Genomic DNA, 22678 nt, shown 5'->3' with positions numbered 1-22678 from the left:
GCCTAAGGCGTGTCAGTGCTCAGGCGAAAAAAAAGTTTCGCCGTTGCCGGCCATTTCACGCAGACGATCAGTGGGCGCGTACAGAGGCCCCAGCTCGGCGTACTTATCCGCCTTGGCGACAAACTCAGCCACGCCCATGTCATCGATGTAGTGCAGAGCGCCGCCGCGAAACGGCGGGAAACCGATGCCGTAAATCAACGCCATATCCAGATCGGTGGCCGATGCGACAATGCCCTCTTCCAGACACCGCACCGCCTCCAGGCACAGCGGAATCATCACCCGGTCGATCGTCTCTTCATCGGTAAAGTCGCGGCGCGCTTCGCAGTGCGGCGCAAACAGCTCCCAGACAGATTCATCGACCACCTTCTTCGGCCGGCCTTTCTTGTCGGTCTCGTAGGCGTAGTAACCCTTGCCGTTTTTCTGGCCGTAGCGATCGGCTTCGAACAGAATTTCACTGGTGGTTTTAAAATCGCGGGACATGCGCTCGGGAAAGCCCTTGGTCATCACCTCACCGGCGTGCACGCCGGTATCGATACCGACCACATCGCAGAGGTAAGCGGGGCCCATGGGCCAACCGAACTTCTCCATCACCTTATCGACTTTGGTAAAGTCGGCGCCGTCGCGCATCATGCCCATAAAGGCACCCATATAGGGAGCCAGAATACGGTTGACCAGGAACCCGGGGCAATCCTTCACAACGACCGGCTTCTTGCCCATCGCCAGCGCGTAATTCACCGTGCGCGCCACCGCGGCATCGCTGGTTTTCGCACCGCGGATCACCTCTACCAGCGGCATCTTGTGCACCGGATTGAAGAAGTGCATACCGCAGAAATTCTCCGGCCGCTGCAGGGGTTCGGCAAGATAATCGATCGAGATGGTCGAGGTATTGGAGGTCAGGATAGCGTCCTTGGCGAGCTTGCCCTCGACCTCTGCCAACACCGCATGTTTGACTTTAGGGTTTTCCACCACGGCCTCTACCACCAGGTCGATCGCGTCAAAACCGTCATAACTGAGTGTCGGTGTAATCTGATTCAGCACACCGGCCATTTTATCGGCGGTCATACGCCCGCGCTCGACCAGTTTTGATAAGAGTTTGGCGGCCTCTGAAAGTCCCAGATCAATACCTGCCTGGTTGATATCCTTCATAACGATGGGGGTACCTTTATAGGCGGACTGGTAGGCGATGCCGCCGCCCATAATACCCGCACCGAGCACGGCGGCTTGTTTCACGTCTTCCGATTGTGACGCCCACTGCTTGGCGGCCTTGCCCAACGCCTGGTCGCCGAGAAACAGGCTGACCAGATTTTTTGCCACCTCGGTTTTCGCCAGCTTGGCAATGGTTTTGGCCTCTTCGCGCAGCGCCTCGTCGCGCTCCATCTTGGCCGCTTTCTGAATCGTCTTGATGGCGCTGACCGGCGCCGGGTAGTGGGGCCCGGCCTGCCCGGCAATCACCGCTTTGGCGGTCTCAAACGACATCATGGCCTCGATATCGTTGAGTTGCAGCGGCGCCTTTTTCTCGGCGCGTTTGGCGGCATAATCCAGCTTGCCGTCGATACACTGCTGCAGCAGGTCCAGTGCCGCCTCGCGCAGCAAGTCCGGCTCGACCACCGCATCCACAGCACCGCAGGCCATGGCCGCCTCGGCTTTTTGGTCCTTGCCGGCGGCGATCCACTCGGCGGCATTGTCGGGACCGATCAGCCGCGGCAGGCGCACAGTGCCGCCAAATCCGGGAATAATGCCGAGTCTGGTTTCGGGCAGGCCGACTTTCGCGCTGCTCGACATAACCCGGTAGTCCGTGCACAGCGCCATCTCCAACCCGCCCCCGAGAGCGTAGCCGTTAATGGCCGTCACCGAGGGGAAAGGTAAATCCTCGATTGCGTTGAAATACTGATTGGTGGCGTATACCGCCTCGGCGATCTCCGCTTCGGAGAGGTTGAAGTTCTTGCCGAACTCAGTGATATCGGCGCCGACGATAAAGACGTCTTTAGCGCTGGTCACCAGCAGCCCTTTGATGCCGCCGGCGGCGGCCAGCGCCTCACCGGCCCGGCGCAGCTCATCGGTGGTGAGCGTGTTGAACTTGTTAACCGATTCGCCCTGCAAGTCGAAATTCAGCTCCGCAATGCCATTCTCCAGCGCACTAACGGTGATGGCTTTACCTGAATAGATCATCTATCAGCCTCTTAAAATGAGAGAAAACGGTGACTGCCCGGACCTCGACGCTGGATATATCGCCATGAGGGGCAAGTTAGGCGACCTCCTGGATCGCTGCGTCAGGTCGGCATCTTCCAGACCGCTAAGGATTAGGGATTCAGGAAGGCGCCTCAATGACAAATTCGCTCCTATTGACTGACAAATAGGGGCTTGCACTTACACCTACACTATAGATGTATCTGGGAGTTATGGCCGGTATGTTGTCAGTGAGGATGCATTTGCGCGGGTTTTCAGGGTGGTTTGGAGGCTTGGGGATTATAAGATCGTGCCACACTGGTCGGTTCACGCCGGCAGAGGTCCTCGCTTCGGAAGGCTGAAAAATACCCTGTACCGGCGCGGCCCGTGACGGATAGCACTGTCCTAGACAAACAGCCCTCCAACGAGTTACCGTAAACCTCGACGCTTCAACTCAACTGAGAGCGATCCCGCCCATGCTGGATAAGCATAATGTCGACGCCTTCAGAGCCAACTACCGGGCCCAGATCAGCCCCATTTACCGCGGCGGCTGGCACGCTCTCGCCGTCGGCGTCATAGGCCTTACCGCGCTGTGTCTGTGGAGCCTGCAACTGGACGGACTGCGCGGCAGCGACTGGCTGATGGTACCCCTCGGCATGGTGCTGGCCAACTTTTCCGAATACGCCACCCACCGCTGGCTCGGTCACCACAAACGCCGCTGGGCACGGTTGTTTTACCAGCGCCACACCGGCGATCACCACAGTTTTTTCAGCGACCGCAAACTCGCCTTCGAGACCTCGAAAGACTGGCGAGTGGTGCTGTTCCCGGTATACCTGGTAATCGCCCATATCTTCACCTTCAGCCTGCCACTGGGCCTGCTTGCCGGTCTGTTGCTCGGCGCCAACGCCGGCTATCTGTTGGCCATCAGCCTGCTGGCGATGTACCTGCTGTATGAGGTCCTGCATTTCAGCTACCACCTGCCCGCACCTCACTGGGTACACCGGGCCCCGCTACTGCGGCACTTGCTGCACCTGCACCGCCTTCACCACCGCCGGGCGCTGATGACCGAGCGCAATTTCAATCTCACGTTTCCACTGTTCGACCTGCTGCTGGGCACCTATTACTGGGAACCGATCCAGTCCGGATAGTCCCGCTACTGTCACTAATCGCACCTTCTCAAAACCTGCCACCGTGCCGGCTCAAGGACTTGCCATGCGGTGCCGTTTGATAAGCACGCGTTTACTTCAAGGCAGGTTTTCGCCAAAATCGGCAGACTGTCGCATACCGGACAGGCGTGTCTTTATTTCAGGAGAGGTTATGGATATTGAAAATAAGGTAGTGGTTATCACCGGCGCGGCCAGTGGCATCGGCAGGGCTCTGGCGCAGCGGTTTCACCGGGAACGACCGGCGCAACTGGTGCTGGCCGATATCAGCACTGAATCGCTGAGTGATCTGGCAACAGAGCTGGGCGCCACCGCCGTCGCCTGCGATGTGGGCAGCGAGGCCGATATCCGCAAACTCATGCAGACCACTGAGGACACCTGGGGTCATATCGATCTGTTCTGCGGCAATGCGGGTATTCTGCGAATGGGCGGTGTGGAAACGGATAACGATACTTTCGCCCAGGTATGGGACGTCAATGTCATGGCCCATATCTACGCCGCCCGCGCCGCCCTGCCGCGTATGCTGGAACGGGGTCAGGGCTACTTTCTGATTACCGCCTCGGCGGCGGGTTTATTGACCCAACTCGGCTCCCTCAGCTACTCGATCAGCAAACATGCGGCCCTGTCCTGTGCGGAGTGGTTGCAGGTGACCCACGGGCATCAGGGTATCAAGGTCTCGGCCCTGTGCCCGCAGGCGGTTGAAACCGCAATGACGGCGGGCACCGACGGCAGCGTGGCCGGGGTCGACGGTATGTTGTCAGCGCAACAGGTGGCCGAGGCAGCGCTGGAAGCTATCAGCGAAGAACGATTTTTGGTGCTGCCTCACCCACAAGTGAAAAAATACTTCCAGAACAAAGCCAACGACTACGGCCGCTGGATCGGGGGCATGCAGCGCCTGCAGGAACAGTTCTCAGAGCTGATGCCGAAAACAGGCGACTGACGGCGCCCGCACCGCGACGCGATACCGGTGCCGGTAATCGGTCGCGGGCATAGGGACTTCCCGGATAAACAACCGCCGCGGTCAACCTAGGGCCTGTCTACACTCACTGAGTGTAGACAGGCCCTAGGGAATGGTGTAAGAAATCTGCGGCGATGTGTCCCAAAAGCCGTTAATCACACAATCCGGGGACCTGGGTGAGGCCGAGGGCAGGATCGCGGTATTGAACGTGATACGGCCGGTGAGCTGGTCAAACTCCCCCTCCAGATCGCCGGCACAGGCACCAAAATAACCGGCTACCCGTACATTTTGCAGCGTGACGGACGTCAAACTCGACGGTTCGAGATTATAAGGCTGGTCCAGAAAAAGAGCGAACCCACAATAGAGAGCCGTAGCGAATGAGAGATCCGGCGCACCGACGGTGGCCGACGAGCCGTCGAGCGCTATACCACCGGACGGATTACAGAACACTGTCGGCCCGCCAAACGCCCCGGAAACCATCATTTGCCCGGACAGCATAGCCGTAGTACCGGTGGGCGACCAGGTCTCGGCAACCGTATTGGCAGTGAAGCCGGTTGCGGTGATGGCCATGGATAAAGCGGGTAATGCTAAAAGTTTTCTCATTATGGCATTCCTCTTTAGGTTGTATGCGGCAGCGTTATACCACCGCTTGGAAAAACTTCCCTCTGTCTTCCATTAAAGTAAACACCGCAACAGCGAGACAGTGAGCAGTAAAAGCACCAGCCCGACAGCCGGCTCCCGGACTCAAAACCGTTTATTCAGGCTAAAGCCAAAAATGCGCGGCTCCAGCGTGAAGACGTTGGCACTGAGTCCGGTGTCGTCGCTGTTGGTAAAAACGTCGGTGATCGGTGAGTCGTCGAAGATGTTCTTCACGTAGAGCTGCATCTGCAATTGTGAAGACGGATGCGCAAGCGTCACCGCCGCATTGAGATTATCCCAGCCCTCCAGCTTATCGTAAGTCGTGTTGTATACCCGCGCATAGCTGTCGGACTGGCGGTAATAGTCGGCGCGCAACTTAAGTTCCCAGTCGCTGAGATAAAATATATGTTGCAAGCCAAGATTAAACGTGAAATTGGGTGAATTGGGCAGCTCGTTGCCGCTGAGATCGGCAGCGAAACCGCGGCCGGCATTGGGCGCTTCGGTCAATGGATTGTAGACAAAACCGAATGTCTGGTACCAGGCTAAATTCGACTCGATTTCCGGCGTAAATGTACCCCAACGCGCCGTGCCGGCGCACAACGAGGCCAATGGGAATTCGACGGTTCTATCGAGAATCGGCTCGAAAGAGAGAACCCTCTCAACCAACTCCACCGGCGCTATGCAGTTGGAGGGAACCTGCACATGCGGGCGCACGAGCATCCAGTCTTCATTGCCCTGCGTGCGATTCATCACATCGATCGACTCCTCGCCTTTACCGATGCGCGTATCCAGGTAACCCATATTGAGATCGATACGGGAATTGGGTGTCAATTGCCAGGCGGTTTCGACCTCCAGGCCCCAACTCTCGGCGTCGAAGTTCTCATTAAACGAAATGCGATCGACGATCTGCGAAACCTGGTAGTCCCGGTAGTTGTAGTAGAAAGCTGTCGCGTTCAGGGTCAACGAGCCATCCCGCAGGCTGTTCTTGGTCCCGATCTCGATGGCGTTGACAAATTCAGGTTTGAACGTGCTGTCCAGCGGCTGGAACTGGACCACCTTCGGGTCGAGGTCGACCCGCGGCGGATTGGAGCCGCCGCCCTTGTAGCCATGGGCGAACGACAGGTAAACCAGGGTCTCATCGGTAAACGGGGTCTGGGTCTGCCAGTCGAGTACAAAGCGGCCCGTAAACCGGTTCCAATTCTGTACGATATCGGGCAGCGCCGGATAGCCCCGACTGACGCGCCCGCCACTGGATGCCCCGGTCCGGGTCCCACGCCCTTCCGATCCCAACAGCAACTGACTGGGAATCGGGGTCGCCGTCTTCTCATCCTGGGTATACCGCAGGCCGCTGGTGATCTTTACAGCGTCGGTGACCTGCCAATAGGCTTCACCGAACACAGCCCAGGATTTGGTGCGCACCAGGTTTCGGCTCAGAAAGTAATTGTGGCCCTGGTCGTCCAACTGGCCGAGCGGATTGGGATCGACATAGACACACTCCCGCTGCTCGTCGATATCGCAGTTGCGGGTCTCTATAAACGGCGAATCACCACTTTCGAAATTATAAAAATACTCGGCGAGATAAGTGAACAGATTGTTAAAGACATAGTAATCGTCCTGCGATTCAAAATCGAGGTAATTGGCACCGAGACTGAAGTCGAACGGGCCGTCGAACGCCGACTGCAGGCGGAATTCCTGACTCCACTGCTCGTTGTCCGATTGGCTGATATCGACCGACAAAACGCCTCTGGACGGACCGAGTTGGGGATCGGTATAAACACCCCCCGGCGTTGGCGGATCGGGATCGACCAGTGCGCCGCTGACATTGAACAAGCCCGTTGAATCTGTAAAATTCGGATCGGAGACAAAACGGTTGTAATCCTGCGAGGAGTAATAGTTGTCGCTGGCATAGGTGGATTGAGAGAAAAACTGCAGATGTTCGCCGAGCGACGCCTCCAGGTTCAACTGGAACAGGTCGTTTTCAGCGCGAAAAACGGGGTCATAACTGGTCTCGATTTCGCGCAGGTCCCTCGATTGCCTGACGCCGGCGTAGGGATCTTCGCCGGGCTCGATGATAAAAGCCTGGGAGCCATCCGCACGGAAACCCACGGGGGCTACGTGGCCCGGGAACCACACGTTGGCGAAGCCGGCGGCGTTAGGTGCGCCGAACGCGTCACTGTCATACAGCGATCCCGGCAGACAGCCCTGACTGAGACGTGCCTGCAGTGAAGCAGTGGGAACTGTTGTGCTGCCGACCACCCCAGGGCCGGGGTCGCGGGTGCACAGTTGCTTGCCCGTGCGCGAACGGCGGTCATCTTCCTTAAAATGCTGCCAGATAAAGTTGGCACTGAAACTGTCGCTCGGCTGCCACTGGGCGATGGCGCGGGTCGAATAGAGATCGCGGTCGTTCACATCCCTGCCGGTAAACGTGTTGGTGTCAAAACCATCGCGCTTGGTCAGTGCGCCGGAGAAGCGCAGGGAGAAGGTATCGGTGAGCGGCAGGTTGAGGCTTCCGCTGACCCGCCGCGTACTGAAATTGCCCACCTCAGCCTCGATTTCGCCACCGAGGTCCGGCCCGGGCAGCATGGGCAGTGCGTTGACGACACCGCCCGTGGCATTGCGACCGTAAAGAGTACCCTGGGGGCCACGCAGTACTTCAACCCGCTGGAGGTCGAAGAACTCCTGCTCGAATAATCGGTTGCGGATCAAGGGGGTGTTGTTGAAACTGACAGCCACGGCAGGGTCAGTGCTGGCGGACACCGCCTTGGTACCGATACCGCGGATGGAAAAGTTATAGCCGCTGAAATTTGCCTTCGAGAAGGTGACATTGGGAATCGCGCGCAACAGCTCCTCGCCGCGCTCGATCTTCAAATCGTCCAGACCCTCGCCGGAAAAAGCCGACACGGCAATGGGCACCGTCTGAATACTCTCCTCGACCTTCTGGGCCGTAACGACAATCTCCTCCAGTGAGACCGCCGGGCCTTGCCGATCGTCGTAGTTGTCTTTTGCCACAACTGGCTCGGCACCACCGGCGCCGACCATAAACCCAATAGTCGCCGCCAAAACATGCTTGTTGTTATTCATGCTCACTTTCCCGTCACTTTTTTTTTGTCTTGGTGTAACCAGGATTACACCTTCTTGAGTGAGCTCTCCGGAAAGTGAAGTGTCTTTCAAAATGATCGCCAACGCATCCTCAACCGTGTAGCGCCCTGAAATCAATGTCGACTTCGAGGTTTTCACCCTATCGTAGGGGAACAACAACTGCTTACCGGTTACGTTCGCCAGTTCACGCAAGGCCTGTTCGACAGTTTGCGACGCGATGTTCAACTGGTAGCGCTGAACACTCTCACCTGTCGACAGCATCGACACAAATACCAGCATAGAAATCACTACCGCCTTCGACAGTTCTTTCGGCAGCCGGTATTGCATACTCAATCCTTAAGCCCCAATGAAAGGACACACTTCTTGTCTCTCCATACTGCTCGCACAACTAAAGAGACATAGGTGAAGAAAATCCCCCATCGAGTCATTCTTTTTTTATCGTTCATTGCTGTAGGAGAGATAGACAAGACTGCTGGTGACGTAATCGGCCTGCAGGCCGAAACCCCGCTCCAGGGCATTGAAGATGGCCTCGGTATCACCCACTTGGAACTGACCGCCAATGCTGAGTTCGCGGGCCGCCTCAGATTTTATAAGAATTTTCGTATCGGTGTAGCGGCTGAGCTGTGCCACCACCTCTTCCAGAGACTCGCCACTGAAAATTAACAGCCCCTCCTGCCAGGCCAGGCGGCGCTGCATTTCATCGGCGTCGATCTGCCGGACGACCTTGACTTCGTCTTCATCAAAGAGAGCCGCTTTACCCGCTTCTATCCGTTGACTGGCTACGGGAGGCGGTAGCGCAACAGTGCCTGGGGAGTGACCTTTTGCAACGGGCGGCGGATGGATTTCAGGGGCTACCTCGACAACGCCCTCCGTAACAATCACATTCACGTCATCACTATTGTCAACCAACATAACTGAAAAGGCCGTACCTACCGCACGCACGCGCCCGGTGCCGGCATACACCTCAAACGGTCGCCCCGGATTCGATGCCACCTCAAAGTGAGCTTCGCCCTGATACAAGTAGACAGCGCGCGCTGTAGCGCTGTAGTCAACTTTTATACGACTGCTGGTATTTAGCTGCACCAAGCTGGTGTCGGGCAGTGTAATCGTCTTTTGTTCACCTACGGCAGTCCAGTAACTCACAGGCTGTGGCGGAGAAAAAGCCTGCTGTAGACCCGCAAGCAGACCCAAAACCACTATGGCCGCTACGGCGGCATTGCGCAGTAAATACTTTATTTTAACTTTCTTATTGCGCACCTTTTGCTGGCGTTTCTGTTGCAGGGCCGACGGCAGTCGGGTGAGAATATTCAGTTCGCCCCAGGCCGCTGTGGCTTTTTCAAAAGCCGCAACGTGCGCCTCGTCCTGGTTGATCCATTGTTTAAAAGTGAGCAAGTCTTCATCGGAGATATCATCGCCATCTAATCTAGCCAACCAGGCAGAAGCTTGTGCCTGCACACTTTGCGGCTCTTCAAACGGGATGACCTTGTCCTTACGGGTGTTGCGATTCATGTCAGTTCCAGGGATGCTTGGCTGATGCAGGGCCTTTCGTTTTCGGCTCCGCGGTTGATTCCTGTTGGGCCATATAGTCCGTAAAGCGATCAACACCTTTAGCGAGGTGCTTTTCTACCGTACGCACGGATATACCCAACTGCGCGGCGATTTCTTTGTGAGAACAGGCATGCACTTTTCTCAACAAGAACACTCGACGGCATTGCTCGGGCAGATCGGCTATGGCGTTACAACACTGCTGCAGTTTCTGCTGCGCGATGACGTCTTCCTCAATGGAGGCCACCCGAGCCAGGATACTCTCATCGACCGACTCCTCCAGGTAGTCCGTCAATTGCCGGCTTTTTTTACTCAGCTCCCGCAAGGCTATATTGCGCGCTACGCGGAACAGGTAGGCTTTGGGTGATTTGATTTCCTGACCCAGTTCGACATCGAAGGCCCGCAGGAAAGTCTCCTGAACCATTTCATCGATATCTTCCGTGCGGGAATAGAACCGGTAGAGAAAACGCTTCAGCGAACTCTCGCAGACCAGGTAGGCGTCAAAAAGCCTGGAGTCGTTTTTGCGCGCTCTTTTTTTCGGATGACGCTGCATTGACATCTCTCATTTATCATTATTTGTGACATCGGGACCACTGCTGTGTGAGCGCCTGCCCCACGGTATAGATAGCTACCATTCCCCATGGATTGCGGCGTCAGCAGTGTAGTAGAGACACAACCTCATCAAACTACCTATCGGCAACTAGAACTAAAATGCATATAAAACTTTATAAAACTGATATTTAGTGTCTATATATCAGGATATGCCCAAGCGTGCCAGCTCCCTATACCGGCGAAGGGTGATAACGCAAAAACAGACAGTGGAAAAATCGTCACAACACTCGGCCCGGCTAATCCCCCCGACCGGCCTTCTGCGGAGTCTATATTGAGAGGTTATGTAATAAAGAGAGGCAGCTTTGTTGGACAGGACTTTGTTGGGCAGGACAAGGGGCTCGACACGCCACAGCGAAGAGACGGCAATCCGGTGGTTCCATGAGCGAAGTACGCATTAACAATCTCGACGCCTGGATACGACAGTATGGCACCGGCCCGCGGCGTTACTTTACGCGGCGGGCAAGTAAGGCCGACGTCTACGCCCCGAGGCGGCTCAGGCAGGGGCAGGAGGACGAGTCGTGAGTGCCCGCCCCCAATCGGATCGTACACTAGGCTGCACCGCCGCAGCGCATTGGTTCAACGAGCATCGCGCCGGCGATATGACCGATGCCGATAAGCGCCTGTTCAACCAGTGGCTGTGTCAGAGCCCGGAAAACCGCGCGGCCTACCGGCGCATAGAGCGCCACTGGGCAATGTTTGAGGCCGTCGCCCAGGACCCGCAAATCCTGGCGGCGCGGGAACAGGACCGCCGAACCTTCGACAAGCCGAGCCGCTGGCGGCGAGCCGGGCTGGCAGTGGCGGCGGTACTGTTGTCAGTGACAACAAGCTGGACGGTCATCGATTCCGGCCTGGCCGGTGATATCGATATTGCCCAGCACACGGAAACCGCCATTTACCGCACTCACCTGGGGCAACGCCTGACCTTTTCGCTGTCCGACGGTTCTTCGGTCAGCCTCGACACCGACTCGGCGCTACAGGTGAGCGATATGCGCGCGAACCGCAGCCTCGAGCTGCTGCGCGGCCGCGCCTTCTTCAACGTCGCCAAAGACCCGAGCCGGCCTTTTATTGTGCGCGCCGGGGCCAAGACAGTGCGGGCGCTCGGTACGGCGTTCCAGGTCAGTATGCAGGGCGACGATGTGACAGTTACCCTGGTGGAAGGCCTCGTGCGCGTCGAGGCGGACGGCGGCCCTGCGCAGCCGGACCCGCCCCCGGTGGATATACAGCAACCCGGCGGGCGGCTTTCAGCGCCGCAGGACAGCAACTGGGTCGTCGAGCAGGTCGATGTACACCTACAGACCAGCTGGCTGAACGGGCACCTGGTCTTTCTCGGGGAACCGCTGGCCGATGCTATTGCCGAGATCAACCGCTATTCACAACAGAAGCTCACGTTCATAGACAACGGGCTGCCTGAGCCTGAAATTCTGGGTGTCTTCCGCACCGGTGACGTGGAAAGCTTCGTGCGCGCGCTCGAAATCGACAATATCGCCCGGGTCACCTCTCGCAATAAGACACAGATTGCAATTGAACTCCTGCCCCAGCCCAACCTGGCCGCCCCCGACCAGCGCCCGGCGACACCAGGCTATCATCGGCGTGCCGTCGGACCGTAACAGGCCGACTCGACACCGGGCTTAGTGCAGATCGGCTTGCTAATACTGAAGCTAATAACCTGCACCCTTTGAGCACCGGCCTTGGCGACAAGGCCGATGTGATAACTGTTGATAAAGGCACCAATAATCGGCGCGGCGTCGAAAATATTCCTCATATAGGATCACTTTGCCAACAGACCCTACCCCCCGCTATTGCGCTTTAACGGTTTTCCGCACCCGGATTGCCTTGCACTGAAAATTTGCCTATACTGCCCCGAACCCTTCCAAGGAGTTTGCGCCCAAAATGAACAACTAACACCTGCCAAATCTTTTTCTTTTGGATAACCAGGGTTAGTGGGCGTTAAGCTTTTCTTCTGATACGACTTATACGGTAGAGCCCGCGACCCTGATATTGATCAGGTGTCACTATGAGTTTATTGCAAGTTGATTCCCTTACTTTTCATTTTGATTGCGAGAAGCCGCTGTTTGAAAATATTTCATACAGCTTTGTGCCCGGAAAAGTGACAGCACTGGTGGGAAGAAACGGGATTGGAAAGACCACTTTCGCTCGCTTGCTGGCGGGGCAGTTGAAACCGCTGTCCGGTTCCGTTCTGTGTAAAGGAAGGCTTGCCTTTTATAGCCAGCCATCGGAACTGTTGCAACAAAACACGACCATCGCCGGCTTCCTCGGCTTATATGACAAGCTTGTCGCACTCGATCGTGTGCTGGCTGGAGAAGGCAGCACAGCTGATTTTGATACCCTGGGCGACCATTGGAATTTACGTGAAACGCTGACCGCCGATTTACAGGCCCTGCAGTTGCCCTCAAATCCGTTGGCCCCCTGCAGCCAGCTCAGTGGCGGGGAGTTGAGTAAACTCGCACTTTGGCAAGGATTCCACGCCGGTGCTGATATCCTGGTGCTGGATGAGCCCACAAATCACCTCGATCGCCGTGCAAGAACCTGGTTGCTGCAGCAGCTACAGGCCTTTGATGGTACGGTTGTCCTTGTCAGCCATGATCGGGAACTCTTGAGGTCTGCCGCAACCATACTTGAACTCAGCACCTTGGGCTTGACGGTTTACGGCGGCAACTACGATCACTACAAAAGCAGCAAAGAGGCGGAACTTCAGGCTGTAGAGCGCCAGCTCCACACGGTGCGACAGCAGCGGCGGCTCGCAGAAAAGAACCGGCAAAAAAGCCATGAAAAAGCTCAGCAACGGGCTGCACAAGGCAATCGCATAAGGCGCTCAAAGGGCCAGCCCAAGATTCTTCTGGATGCCAAAAAGGAAAGTGCCGAGTCGGCGGTCAGCAGTCGCAAAAAAAGTGAAAATCAACAGCTTGCCAAATTAGATGTCAAGGCGCAGGCACTGAAATCCAGACACGAGCAGCTTAAGGACCAGCGCCTGACGATCGGCAATGCGTCTTACTCCACCAGCAGGTTAATCAATATTATTGATTTGGTTTTACCCTTTGGCACCCATAAGCCGATGACACTGTTTGTCGACGCGGGTGATAAGGTGGCGGTTGACGGCGACAATGGCGCCGGAAAGTCTACCTTGTTAAAGGTGTTACAAGGTGAGCTGTTACCGGTTTCCGGCACCTTAGACAGCAAGGTGAACTATTTCTATGTCGACCAGAATTTCGACCCATTGAATAATGAGCAGACTGTGTTGACGTTTTTCCTGACCCAGTGCGAGCAATTTACGGCACAACTCGCCCGTACCGCACTGGCAACGATAGGGCTCCGCGGTGATAGCGTACACAAAACCATTGAACACCTCAGCGACGGCCAAAGAATGAAACTGTTGCTCCTGGCAGCCAGCCAGCAGGCAGATACTGTGCTGCTGTTGGACGAGCCCGATAATTACCTCGACCTGGAGTCCAAAGTTATCCTGGCCGAGGCACTCCACCAATACCGGGGCGCCTTCCTGGTGGTCAGCCACGACAAGGACTTTGTCGCACAAGCCGGCGTTAACAAGACCATCCAAATTTAACAGTGCTTCAGTGAATTTTGCGAACCCCGGGACAAGGACGCAGGTTAGCACCCTGCGCCCCGGGCTCGCTATTACGTGCTCCGTGGCAGGTATCGCTTGCTGCGCCGCAGCGCGAACAGTATCAACATGGCCATAAGAAACGATAAACTCAATGATCCACCACCCGCATCCGGATCATCGGGCTCACCAGGTCCACCGGTTTCAATGGCGATCGATTCGGTTAAAGCAGCGCTGTTTCCGGCAGCATCCAACACAGTCAGTGTAACGGTATAATTGCCATCCTGTTCGAACACATGTTCCGCGCTGGCTCCCTGGTCGCTCGTCCCATCCCCCCATTGCCAAGTGTAATCCACTATATCGCCGGTTGAATCAAAAGACCCACCGCCATCGGCACTGACGGCTTGACCGTTGACGACAAGATCCATAACAACAGTTGGCGGATGCCGATCACCCAGGATAACAGGCGCAGCGTCATCCGGCGCACTGCGTTGATCGATTTGTAACAGATACGCGCTTAAATCGTTGCTGTCACCTGCGCTCAGATTCATGGCGACAGAATGGGGGCTGCCGACTTCGAGTGTGTCTGCCGTGGTAACGGTCGCATCGTCGACAATGACACCGCCACCGTTATCGTCTAAGGTCAGTACAACAGTGTTGTCTCCTGCCTGGAGATCGATAGGTATAGCCGCTGTCTCTATAAAATTGACATCGGCGGACTCTACCGTCGGCTGTGTGCCCAGCGCAATAACAGCCGATGTCCCGTTTGCAGCCGCAGTCAGCGTTCCACCCTGCGACGAGCCGATGCGCAATCGGATCAGCCCCTCCCCGCCGCTGCCGCCATCGACGTTCGCCAGCGTGATGCTGGCGCCGGCCGTCAGGCGTACCCCCCGCCCTTCTCTTAAATAAGAGAATGAGTCATCCAGGTGGCTAACCACCACGGCACCGTTCGACAAATCGCCGGTTTCCGCCTGGTGGACAGTACCGCCAAAGGTGCTGAAAACATCCACTATAGTTTCCGCACTGCCATCGTGCAGATAAGGCGCCGTGGCAAACAGCCCCAATAACGATGGCGTTTTGATTCCCGGTAACGCACCGCCCAGCCTGCCGCCGGAGTAGGTGCGCAGGGTACCGATATTGTGTAAGGTGCCATCGGTAAATGCACCAGCCTGGTGGCAGGAAGCACACCCCAGATCCGCAAACACCTGCTGACCGCGCACAGCGGCGGCGGTCAGGTCGCCGTTATCCTGCCGGTGCGGACTGCGCGGCAGGGAATCACGCCCCAGGCTCGAGACGTAAGCCGCCAGTTTATCCAGGTCCTCACTCAACCCCGCTTTTAAACCGCCCAGTGGTGTATCCGTCGCGGCAAAGTATTCATCCGACATAAACCCGCGGCCACGAAAGGCGTTACGAATATCGTGTTCGAAGTCCTGGATTTCGTCAAAATTAGCCGACCAGTGCACATTGCCGAAGCGTACGCCCCCACGCCCTAACAGCGATATATTATTTCTATACCCCTCCCCTCTGCCGGTGAAGTCGTAACTGCGTCCGTCGGAATCGCCATCGATATGACAGGTCGCGCAACTGATATATCCCTCTGCGCTCATTTTGCCGCCAACGGCCAGCAAGTCATTGGCGGCATCGTAAAAAATCCGCTTCCCGTCGAGCACATCCGGTGGCATTTTTTCATTGGCCACCGTAGTTACCTCAGTCACATCGGCGCCGATCAGAGCGCCACTGATATCAACGGCACTGATACTGCGATCCGTCAAATTCTTGGCAAACAGTTGTTCGCCATTGATACACAGGCCCTGGGGCGCATGCCCAACCGCAATCTGCGCAACTCTGTTTTCGATCTCGCCGGCGGCGCCAACACTCATCGCAAACACTTGGTTAATATCCTGCATTGCCACAAACACGATATCGCCCTGGGGCGACAGCGCTAGTGCCGATGGTGAAGCGGCATTATCAAAATCGAACCGCTGCCCGCGCAGCTCCGTGCGCGTATCCAGGTCGATAGTCATAAGCAATGTACGTACGGTGTTGTCGTCGTCTAAATCCAGGGGCAGGCCGTTTAATAAGCCGCGGTCAGTATTATCTTTCTTGGCCACCACATAGGCTTTTTCCCCGCTGCCGTTGACAATGATATCAGACAGGTAATTGGGCACGCCTCGACCGTCTTCGAGACCGTCGTCGATCAGGTGTTTATGCAACCGGAAGGTATGCGCCAAGGTACCTGATGTGGTATCGATTTCCCACACTTCCGCCCAGTTCAGGGCAGACATAAACCGCGTGATAAACAACCGTGACCCGTCGGGGGACAGCGCCAGCGCGCGCGGTGTCGGACCCACCGGCCAGCGTGCGGTTTCGGATCGCGACGCCACATCAAAGCGTACAATTTCACCACTGCCGTAAAGGCTGACGTAGACAGTAGTGCCGTCCGGGCCGGCAACCACACCGTAAGGCGCACTGCCGTAACCGGTATTCAGCCTCGCCAGCAAGTCGGCAGACGCCGAGTAGACATCAACGCTGTCACTGTCATGGGCAGTCACCCAACGCGTGTCATCGGACGCTTTCGCGATCGCGCGGGGATCATCACTGCCGGAGACTTCGTCAACGAGTTGCAGCGTGCCGGCCTGCACAATAGCGATGGTGTCATTATCCGGATTCACCACCCAGACCTGGTCACTGCTCGCATCACACGACAGTTGACTACTGTTGAGGCCGGCATGACCGGGTTCACTCGCGCTTGTCACGACAATCTCAACCCGACTCACTGGAGAAACAGCGCCCAGGCTGTCCCGCACACGCACATTAACAGCGTAGGTACCAACCTGGTCAAACTGAAACGTGCTGCTGTTATCCGGGCTCCAGTCTGCGTTCTGGCCGGACACCTCAAACTGGTACTCCATCGATTGCACATCGCTGGCGGTTACCCTAATCTCGACTATTTCGCCTACCTGCACGCCGGTTGGCGGGGTTACAGCAACGTTTTCAATCACCGGGGGAGAATTTGGCGGATCGGGATCGGGCTCCTGATCAATCGTATCTCCGGTGGCGAAGCGAAAGGTATACTCCTCCATCGCATTGCCGGCAGCATCCAGAATACCGCTTGTCAGCCGCACTTCATAGGTGGAGTCCGGTTCGAGATAGGCCACCGGATCGACCGTCAAGATGCCGGTGTGGGAAATAATGTAATCGAGTCGAATGGGGTCGCCGCCCACTTTCGTAATGGTAATGGTTTGCGCCTCACCCGGCTCGGCGGTTTCGGTGACGACAATAGTTTGTGGACGCAGCTTTTCCGGGATCATAAAACTGATCGGCGCCATCAGTGGATAATTGGTTTGCCCGGCCCGGGGGATATGGTAGCCCACATAAGGCGCGCGATTGTCAGCTTCTTGCTGATGCACCCAAATAGCCATCCCGTCCGTGCCGGGTTGCAGGGGATAACCGCCGGTAACCAGTAGATTGCCCATGGGCAGAGAGTACTGGCTGGTGTCTATACCGTTGTCAAGCTCCTCCAGTAACGTTTGATATTCACAGGTTTCGATATTGACTTTGTAGCGTTCGGAAAAAATAAACTCGTCTTGAAAACCGACATACATCGGTTCGGGGCGATCCCACCACGGCTGCCATGCGCCGGGGAAAGAATCGGGAATGACATCGATATTGCAATGCAGCCTTAAGTCGGTCGGATCGGAAAAATCGACCACCTGGATACCGGCAAATCTGCCGGTGCCGTTACCCCAACGGCGGGCAAACACCATATAGTGACTGTGAATTTCCGACCAATAACCGCCGATACCACCCTCCGTGGCTGGTGTATTCAACACATCGAGCAAAACTGGGTTGGTCGGGTCCGACACGTCGTATGTCGCTATGCCTGTATTGGATTGATCCGATGCATAAATCAACAGGTTTCCCATAAAGGCCGGAAAACCCTGCACGCCTGTCAAGGCGAGGTGATTCCAAGTCGCCATACGCTGGCCATCGAGGTCTATCCAGGCGTCATCGTTGGGTGCGTTGTAGGCCCAATAGTGTTTTGCCGCCCACGGATGCATCAAGCCGCTCTTATTCCAGTGCGGGCGCGTGGCCGGCCACGGCACATTATCGAAATTCCCGTTTTCATCGACACAGATCGCATCATTCGGCCAGCCCCCGACGAAGATACAGTTATCGCGCGCAAATGTTGAATGGGCCAAACCGGGCATACTGGTAACACGAAACTGCTGGTGTTGGCGGACGCTGCGGGGGTTGGAGATATCCCAGGCTTTCATCCGCAGATGGTCGGTCGCCTCACTGCCGGGCGCTTCAGGTATGGTGATAACATAGCCACCGAGATATTCAATAATCGCCAAGCGACCCATTTGGTGATCGATGGGCCCCTGTAACAGGGTGCCGGCCGCCGGTTGGTCAATATTCGGAAATCCCTGGGCAAAGAGTAACGTGTTGCCGAAGATCAGGTTAACCAGAGATAAAAAGATAATCGTTTTTAACAATCTCATGAGTATGCCCGCCTTATTGTAATAGTGGTATGCCAGAAATCGAAAGCGCCGGTTGCGGGTAGCGTTACTGGCTGGAATGGCCTACGGGTTCGTTGATGGGCTAAAACTTTGAAGGCGGTTCGACAGTGACCGCACAACCTGCCTCTCATACCCGTGCGGCATTATGAAAGACAAACCGGTCCGTAAAGTTGATAAAGTTCACAAACGCTGTACGCATCCGCATGAGCGGGCGTTTAAAAACTGCAAGCGGTAATGGTTAAAAAGAGCCCTTAGCAGTAACAGTAAATACCGATAAAAGCGGACACTGGTGAGAGGGACATTATGTGAGGGAGTTATCAGTGTGGATAGGAAGACAGGTAAAATGCCAGTGTGTATTGCCCGCCAGCTATTCGCCGGCGGACTTTAAGTTAAACGGCAATCGCGTCGACCGCACTAAAGCGGGGTTTATCAAAGCATTGAGATACAGCCCTTCCGTGCCTCGCCAAAAGGCGCGAAAGTTAGGGTTAAACGCAAACTTGACCACCAGCCCCTTACCGACTTTATCAGCAATCAACATCGGTTTTTCCTTTAATTGGTTGCGGGCAAACTCGCTGGCAAAGCCGGCCGCCGGTGTTGAATCTTCCAATACCAGCGGTGCGCTATAGGCATTTTTGCTGGCGTTAAGCTGGGTGAGACTGTTTAGAAAAATCGGCACTGCCTCTCTGTTATAACCCTGGGCGAGTGGGTGTGTCAGATCCAGTTGTGCGGAGAAAATGGCGCCGCCTATTATCCTGTCGGCCGCATCGGAGCGGTACTGGCCGTAGGGTTGCCGGCCCAGTTTATCCATAGAGTTATCTTTATTGGCAGTAATTTCAGCTATCAGTTTATCGATGCGACTTTTTTCAGTGATCGCTTTGTCGGTGTCGGCCGGGCGCTCCGAAAACAACGCCTGCGCCCATCGGGCAGAGCGCTTCTGGGTCACCAGCACACCACCTTGCTTAACCCATTGTCTGATGGGTGTGTACCAGGTTTTAGGCAGCGCTTTGGGTTTGATATCCGGCATCAAGAGATGGGTGTAACCGCTGAGATCCAGTAACTCCGGGCGCTGGATATCAATCATCGGCACCGGCAGGCCAAGACGGCGATCGATAAAATGCCAGATATGGCCGGCCTCTTTCGGTTCGACGCCTGCGCCAACCACGAGCAACGGTTTTACGGCCTTGAGCACATGAATGTTCGGTGATCCCAAATCCGGGCCCGCCAGATTAAAGCCACTGGTAAGCGCGCGCACCGACACCTGCCAACGCTCAGCCTGCTCGCCCAACAGTTGCTCGAGAGCCTGCCGATCCCCGCCAGCCGGTACAGGCACGACGAAGTCACCTGGTTGTACCGAACTCTCGGCTGTTATCGTCAAGTGAGGATAACCGACGCGATAGACGCGAACCTCATCGTTCAATAAATGTAGGGCCATCGCAGCGCTGCCAAGGCCGCTGCGGGGAAAATGGTAAGCCACCGCCGCGGGCTGCGGCTGAAACGGCACTGCGTCGTTACCGTTATTCGAGGCGGACTGGTGATATTCAGGCAGTGATCTTGTTTGTGCAAACGGCAAATTGAATGCGCTGGGCAGGGTCCAGGCAGAGACATCATAAAACTGGTTATCGGCAAAGGTCGTGCGCTGTTCAAATATCGCTTCGATCAGCGCCGATTGACGCTGGCGAATGGGCACCACCCAGGCCCGGTCCGCCAGAAAATCCCGGCCTCCCACCTCAATATTTTGTGCCAGACGATAGACATTGATTTGATGCAGCCTGAGCAGCTCGACCAAAGCACCCGCGCGGCCGGGGTCGCTATCTTCGCCGAATACCCAGGCGCGGCCGTTTTGCTTGCGCGCGCGGGCCGCCGCCTCGCGATAAAAGCGTTGCGGATAGGCCAGCAGGCGCTGCCGCATCGCATCGGCGCCTCGCAGCGTGGACAGGCTGGTGGCATATTGATTGCGGACACCATCGGTAAAGGTGAAGTCACCGTGATCAGAGGTCATCTTATGGCCCCGGGCCGTCGCCTGTTCATACAGGATGCCTACACTGCCGTTGATATCGGGAAAAGTGGACCCTTTGCCGTAGTAAAAGTCATCGAAGGTCTCGCGGGTGTAGTAGCGTTGCCCGAGGGCCTCCAGGGCCTTGGCGTGGTACTGCGCCAGGTCGGTGGTGAGCTGGACGTTTTCGCGCGGCGTCAGCGGGTTTTGTCGCGAGGGTACGCCGGGCTGGAAGAAATAGCCATGGTGTCTTGCGCTGTGCTCGTGAAAGTCCCCAAGAACATGGGGGCGCCACCGGTAAAACTGCTGCAAGCGCGCCACCGATTCCGGCTGGGTGGCCGGCAGCCAGTCGCGGTTCATATCAAACCAGTAGTGGTTGAAGCGACCTGACGGCCAGGCCTCCCAGTGGGCGCGGTGCAGCCTGTCCCCCACTGTCTGCTGGCCGCGGTGCATATTCGCCCAAGTGGCAAAGCGGGCCAGGCCGTCGGGGTTAAACAGGGGATCGATGATGACAATCGTGTTTTCCAGCAATGCCTTGACCCAGGGCGCCTCGCCGGCCACCAAGTGGTAGGCGGTCACGAGCGCGGCATTGCTGCCGCTGGGTTCGTTGCCGTGAATGCTGTAGCCCAGCCATATGACCAGGGGGCCGCCGTCATTGGTGTCGATGTCAAGGTGTTGTTGGCGCAGCGACTCCAGTTGCGACTGGTTTTCCGGGCTGGTCACAATCAGGTGTACCAAAGGCCGCTGCTCAACCGAGCGGCCGATTACCTGGAGTGTCGCGCGGTCGCTGGCAGCAGCAAGTCGCTCCATATAGCGGGTGATCTGCTCCGGGCGGGCATGCCAATCTCCCGGCGCAAACCCCAGCTCTGCTTCGGGCACGGGGATGGCCGGGCTGAAAGGTTCGTTACTCGGTAATATCGCACTGGCGTTGCCGGCGATTATCATTAAATATAGGATGTGCGCCAGTAAAACAACGAACTTGACTTTTGACATCACCACGGGTTCCTATTTACTGGCAGGCCCTGATCACTGGACCTGCTAAGACGTTTGCGTTTATCAGGACGCACTCTATATCACTTTATGCCTGGCTTACCATTCGAAATATCGATCACTTTATGCTGAAATAGCATAATATGAGTTTTTGGTGTTGATGGTGGTTAATTCTGGGGGTAGGAGAATCAGGTCGCTTTTTGGGTAGCGTGAAGTGGGCCTGTTGCGGTGGGTCGGCTACTTACCGGGAGTTTTCTTGCAAGGACTCGAAATCCACTTTTCTCGTATCAATTTGGCGACTTTTTGTGCAACAGGGTTTCTGAATATTTGGAGTGTTTAGGGTCAGAGTAAAAACCAGTGCCAAGTAGCTCTTTATCAACCTGGGTAGCAAATAACGTCCAATGGGCAGCGCGACATGCCGGCTCCGTCTTGCACATAACCTTATACTGCTCGTGGGGTGGCTTTAGTTCGATTCGATCCCGAGTGCGATGACTTGATAGCTGGGCCAGAAATAGTCGGCGAGGTTATTGCCATCTTTGCTCTTACTGGGTTCAACTTGATATAGCATTGACACTCCAAAATTGTCATTCTCCAATGTTGGCGCGACCAGCAAACACACTGAGCTTGGGGCCATTCCAATTTATAAAATTTTACTCTAACTCCACTCACCCTCTATTAAGCGGGAAATTGCGCCCACTACGAAAAGTCCAAAGCTAAGACCAGGCTCTAAAAAGTTCGCGTTGCGCATCTAATTCAGTGAACTGTCCCCAGAGCCCCGATAATTTGAAGAGACAGAAATCGTGTTTTGTTTTAATAGTTCAGGCTTAAGAAAGTAGCAGCCTAGTCTACTCCTTATTCACTTTTATCAGTCGTTTGGACATCTTTCAGGTTGTGAAGGATAGCCTTTAGGCTGAATGCCTAACGGGCTTCGTGAGTTAAAATCACCATTAGCTTTATACACACTAATACTTTTATCTTGGTCAAGCCTAAGTCTTAAAACCAGTTTTTTTGATGTATCATACTGAGCATAACCTCCAATCGTTATTCTCTGTAAAAAATAACAGAAGGAATTTTCACCAAACCCTACTTTTAAATCGTATGGCTCCAGAGTATTTCTCTTTGCACCCCAATTTTTAAACAGTGAAGCATCTTCATGTTCAATCAAAATTTGTTGGCCGGGATAACTTATATTAACAGATGCCCCCGAAAAGTTATACAGCCATATCTTTGGTTCTCTAGAACAGCCAGACAAGAAAATCATTAGACTAACAATTAAAGACTGATAGAAAAACCTATTAATACAGTTCATCTTTTAAATATCGGTCCTTCCATAAATTTTAACATGCCATGCATAATTCAGTGAACTGTCCCGAATGGCACTTCCTTAAGCTTAAGGAAGTGCCATTCTAAACT

13 protein-coding genes are annotated in these 22678 nt (G+C 55.5%); 5 read left to right on the top strand and 8 right to left on the bottom strand.

The genetic code is table 11. The annotated features are described in order from the left end of the window. Positions 1–12 precede the first annotated feature (12 nt). Positions 13–2169, bottom strand: a complete 2157-nt coding sequence (fadB, locus tag FKG94_RS12920; protein ID WP_142904747.1) for a fatty acid oxidation complex subunit alpha FadB — start codon at positions 2167–2169, stop codon at positions 13–15. Between the two features lie 473 nt (positions 2170–2642). Between fadB and FKG94_RS12915 the strand changes: the two genes are divergently transcribed. Both FKG94_RS12915 and FKG94_RS12910 read left to right on the top strand, forming a co-directional pair. Continuing rightward, positions 2643–3314 (top strand): sterol desaturase family protein, encoded by a 672-nt coding sequence (locus tag FKG94_RS12915; RefSeq protein ID WP_142904746.1) that lies wholly within the window; start codon positions 2643–2645, stop codon positions 3312–3314. Between the two features lie 169 nt (positions 3315–3483). Further along, positions 3484–4269 carry an SDR family oxidoreductase gene (locus FKG94_RS12910; RefSeq protein ID WP_142904745.1) on the top strand — a complete coding sequence of 262 codons (786 nt, stop codon included), beginning with the start codon at positions 3484–3486 and terminating at the stop codon, positions 4267–4269. A 123-nt stretch (positions 4270–4392) separates the two neighbouring features. Here the strand turns inward: FKG94_RS12910 and FKG94_RS12905 are convergent, their stop codons facing one another. The 4 genes from FKG94_RS12905 to FKG94_RS12890 all read right to left on the bottom strand — a co-directional run bounded on the left by FKG94_RS12905 (position 4393) and on the right by FKG94_RS12890 (position 10123). Continuing rightward, entirely contained in the window at positions 4393–4890 is a 498-nt protein-coding gene (locus tag FKG94_RS12905; protein ID WP_142904744.1) for a hypothetical protein, read from the bottom strand. Positions 4891–5031: 141 nt separating this feature from the next. After that, positions 5032–8352: a TonB-dependent receptor gene (locus tag FKG94_RS12900; RefSeq protein WP_246125125.1), complete on the bottom strand. Its 3321-nt coding sequence runs from the start codon at positions 8350–8352 to the stop codon at positions 5032–5034. Between the two features lie 108 nt (positions 8353–8460). After that, positions 8461–9534, bottom strand: coding sequence for a FecR family protein (locus FKG94_RS12895; protein ID WP_142904743.1), 1074 nt, complete (start codon positions 9532–9534; stop codon positions 8461–8463). A gap of 1 nt (position 9535) precedes the next feature. Further along, positions 9536–10123: an RNA polymerase sigma factor gene (locus FKG94_RS12890; RefSeq protein WP_179957630.1), complete on the bottom strand. Its 588-nt coding sequence runs from the start codon at positions 10121–10123 to the stop codon at positions 9536–9538. Positions 10124–10560: 437 nt separating this feature from the next. On the opposite strand from FKG94_RS12890, the gene FKG94_RS28745 reads away from it, so the two are divergent. From FKG94_RS28745 to FKG94_RS12880, 3 genes are all read left to right on the top strand, one after another. Next, the gene (locus FKG94_RS28745) at positions 10561–10704 is read left to right on the top strand and encodes a hypothetical protein (protein WP_179957629.1); all 144 of its coding nucleotides are present in this window, start codon (positions 10561–10563) and stop codon (positions 10702–10704) included. Continuing rightward, the gene (locus FKG94_RS12885) at positions 10701–11789 is read left to right on the top strand and encodes a FecR family protein (protein WP_142904741.1); all 1089 of its coding nucleotides are present in this window, start codon (positions 10701–10703) and stop codon (positions 11787–11789) included. Before FKG94_RS28745 ends, FKG94_RS12885 begins: the two co-directional genes overlap by 4 nt. 407 nt (positions 11790–12196) lie before the next feature. Continuing rightward, positions 12197–13762, top strand: coding sequence for an ABC-F family ATP-binding cassette domain-containing protein (locus FKG94_RS12880; protein WP_142904740.1), 1566 nt, complete (start codon positions 12197–12199; stop codon positions 13760–13762). A gap of 71 nt (positions 13763–13833) precedes the next feature. On the opposite strand, the gene FKG94_RS12875 is transcribed toward FKG94_RS12880, so the two are convergent. From FKG94_RS12875 to FKG94_RS12865, 3 genes are all read right to left on the bottom strand, one after another. Further along, positions 13834–18264 (bottom strand): PKD domain-containing protein, encoded by a 4431-nt coding sequence (locus FKG94_RS12875; RefSeq protein ID WP_142904739.1) that lies wholly within the window; start codon positions 18262–18264, stop codon positions 13834–13836. A 385-nt stretch (positions 18265–18649) separates the two neighbouring features. Continuing rightward, positions 18650–21268 carry a M14 family zinc carboxypeptidase gene (locus FKG94_RS12870; RefSeq protein ID WP_142904738.1) on the bottom strand — a complete coding sequence of 873 codons (2619 nt, stop codon included), beginning with the start codon at positions 21266–21268 and terminating at the stop codon, positions 18650–18652. An 862-nt stretch (positions 21269–22130) separates the two neighbouring features. Beyond that, positions 22131–22574, bottom strand: coding sequence for a hypothetical protein (locus FKG94_RS12865; protein ID WP_142904737.1), 444 nt, complete (start codon positions 22572–22574; stop codon positions 22131–22133). Positions 22575–22678 lie beyond the last annotated feature (104 nt).

The sequence above is a fragment of the Exilibacterium tricleocarpae genome, from assembly GCF_007004655.1.
GTDB classification, from domain to species: Bacteria; Pseudomonadota; Gammaproteobacteria; order Pseudomonadales; family Cellvibrionaceae; genus Exilibacterium; species Exilibacterium tricleocarpae.
The sequence above is the reverse complement of the archived record's forward strand: the minus strand, read 5'-3'. Positions and strand labels throughout refer to the sequence as shown.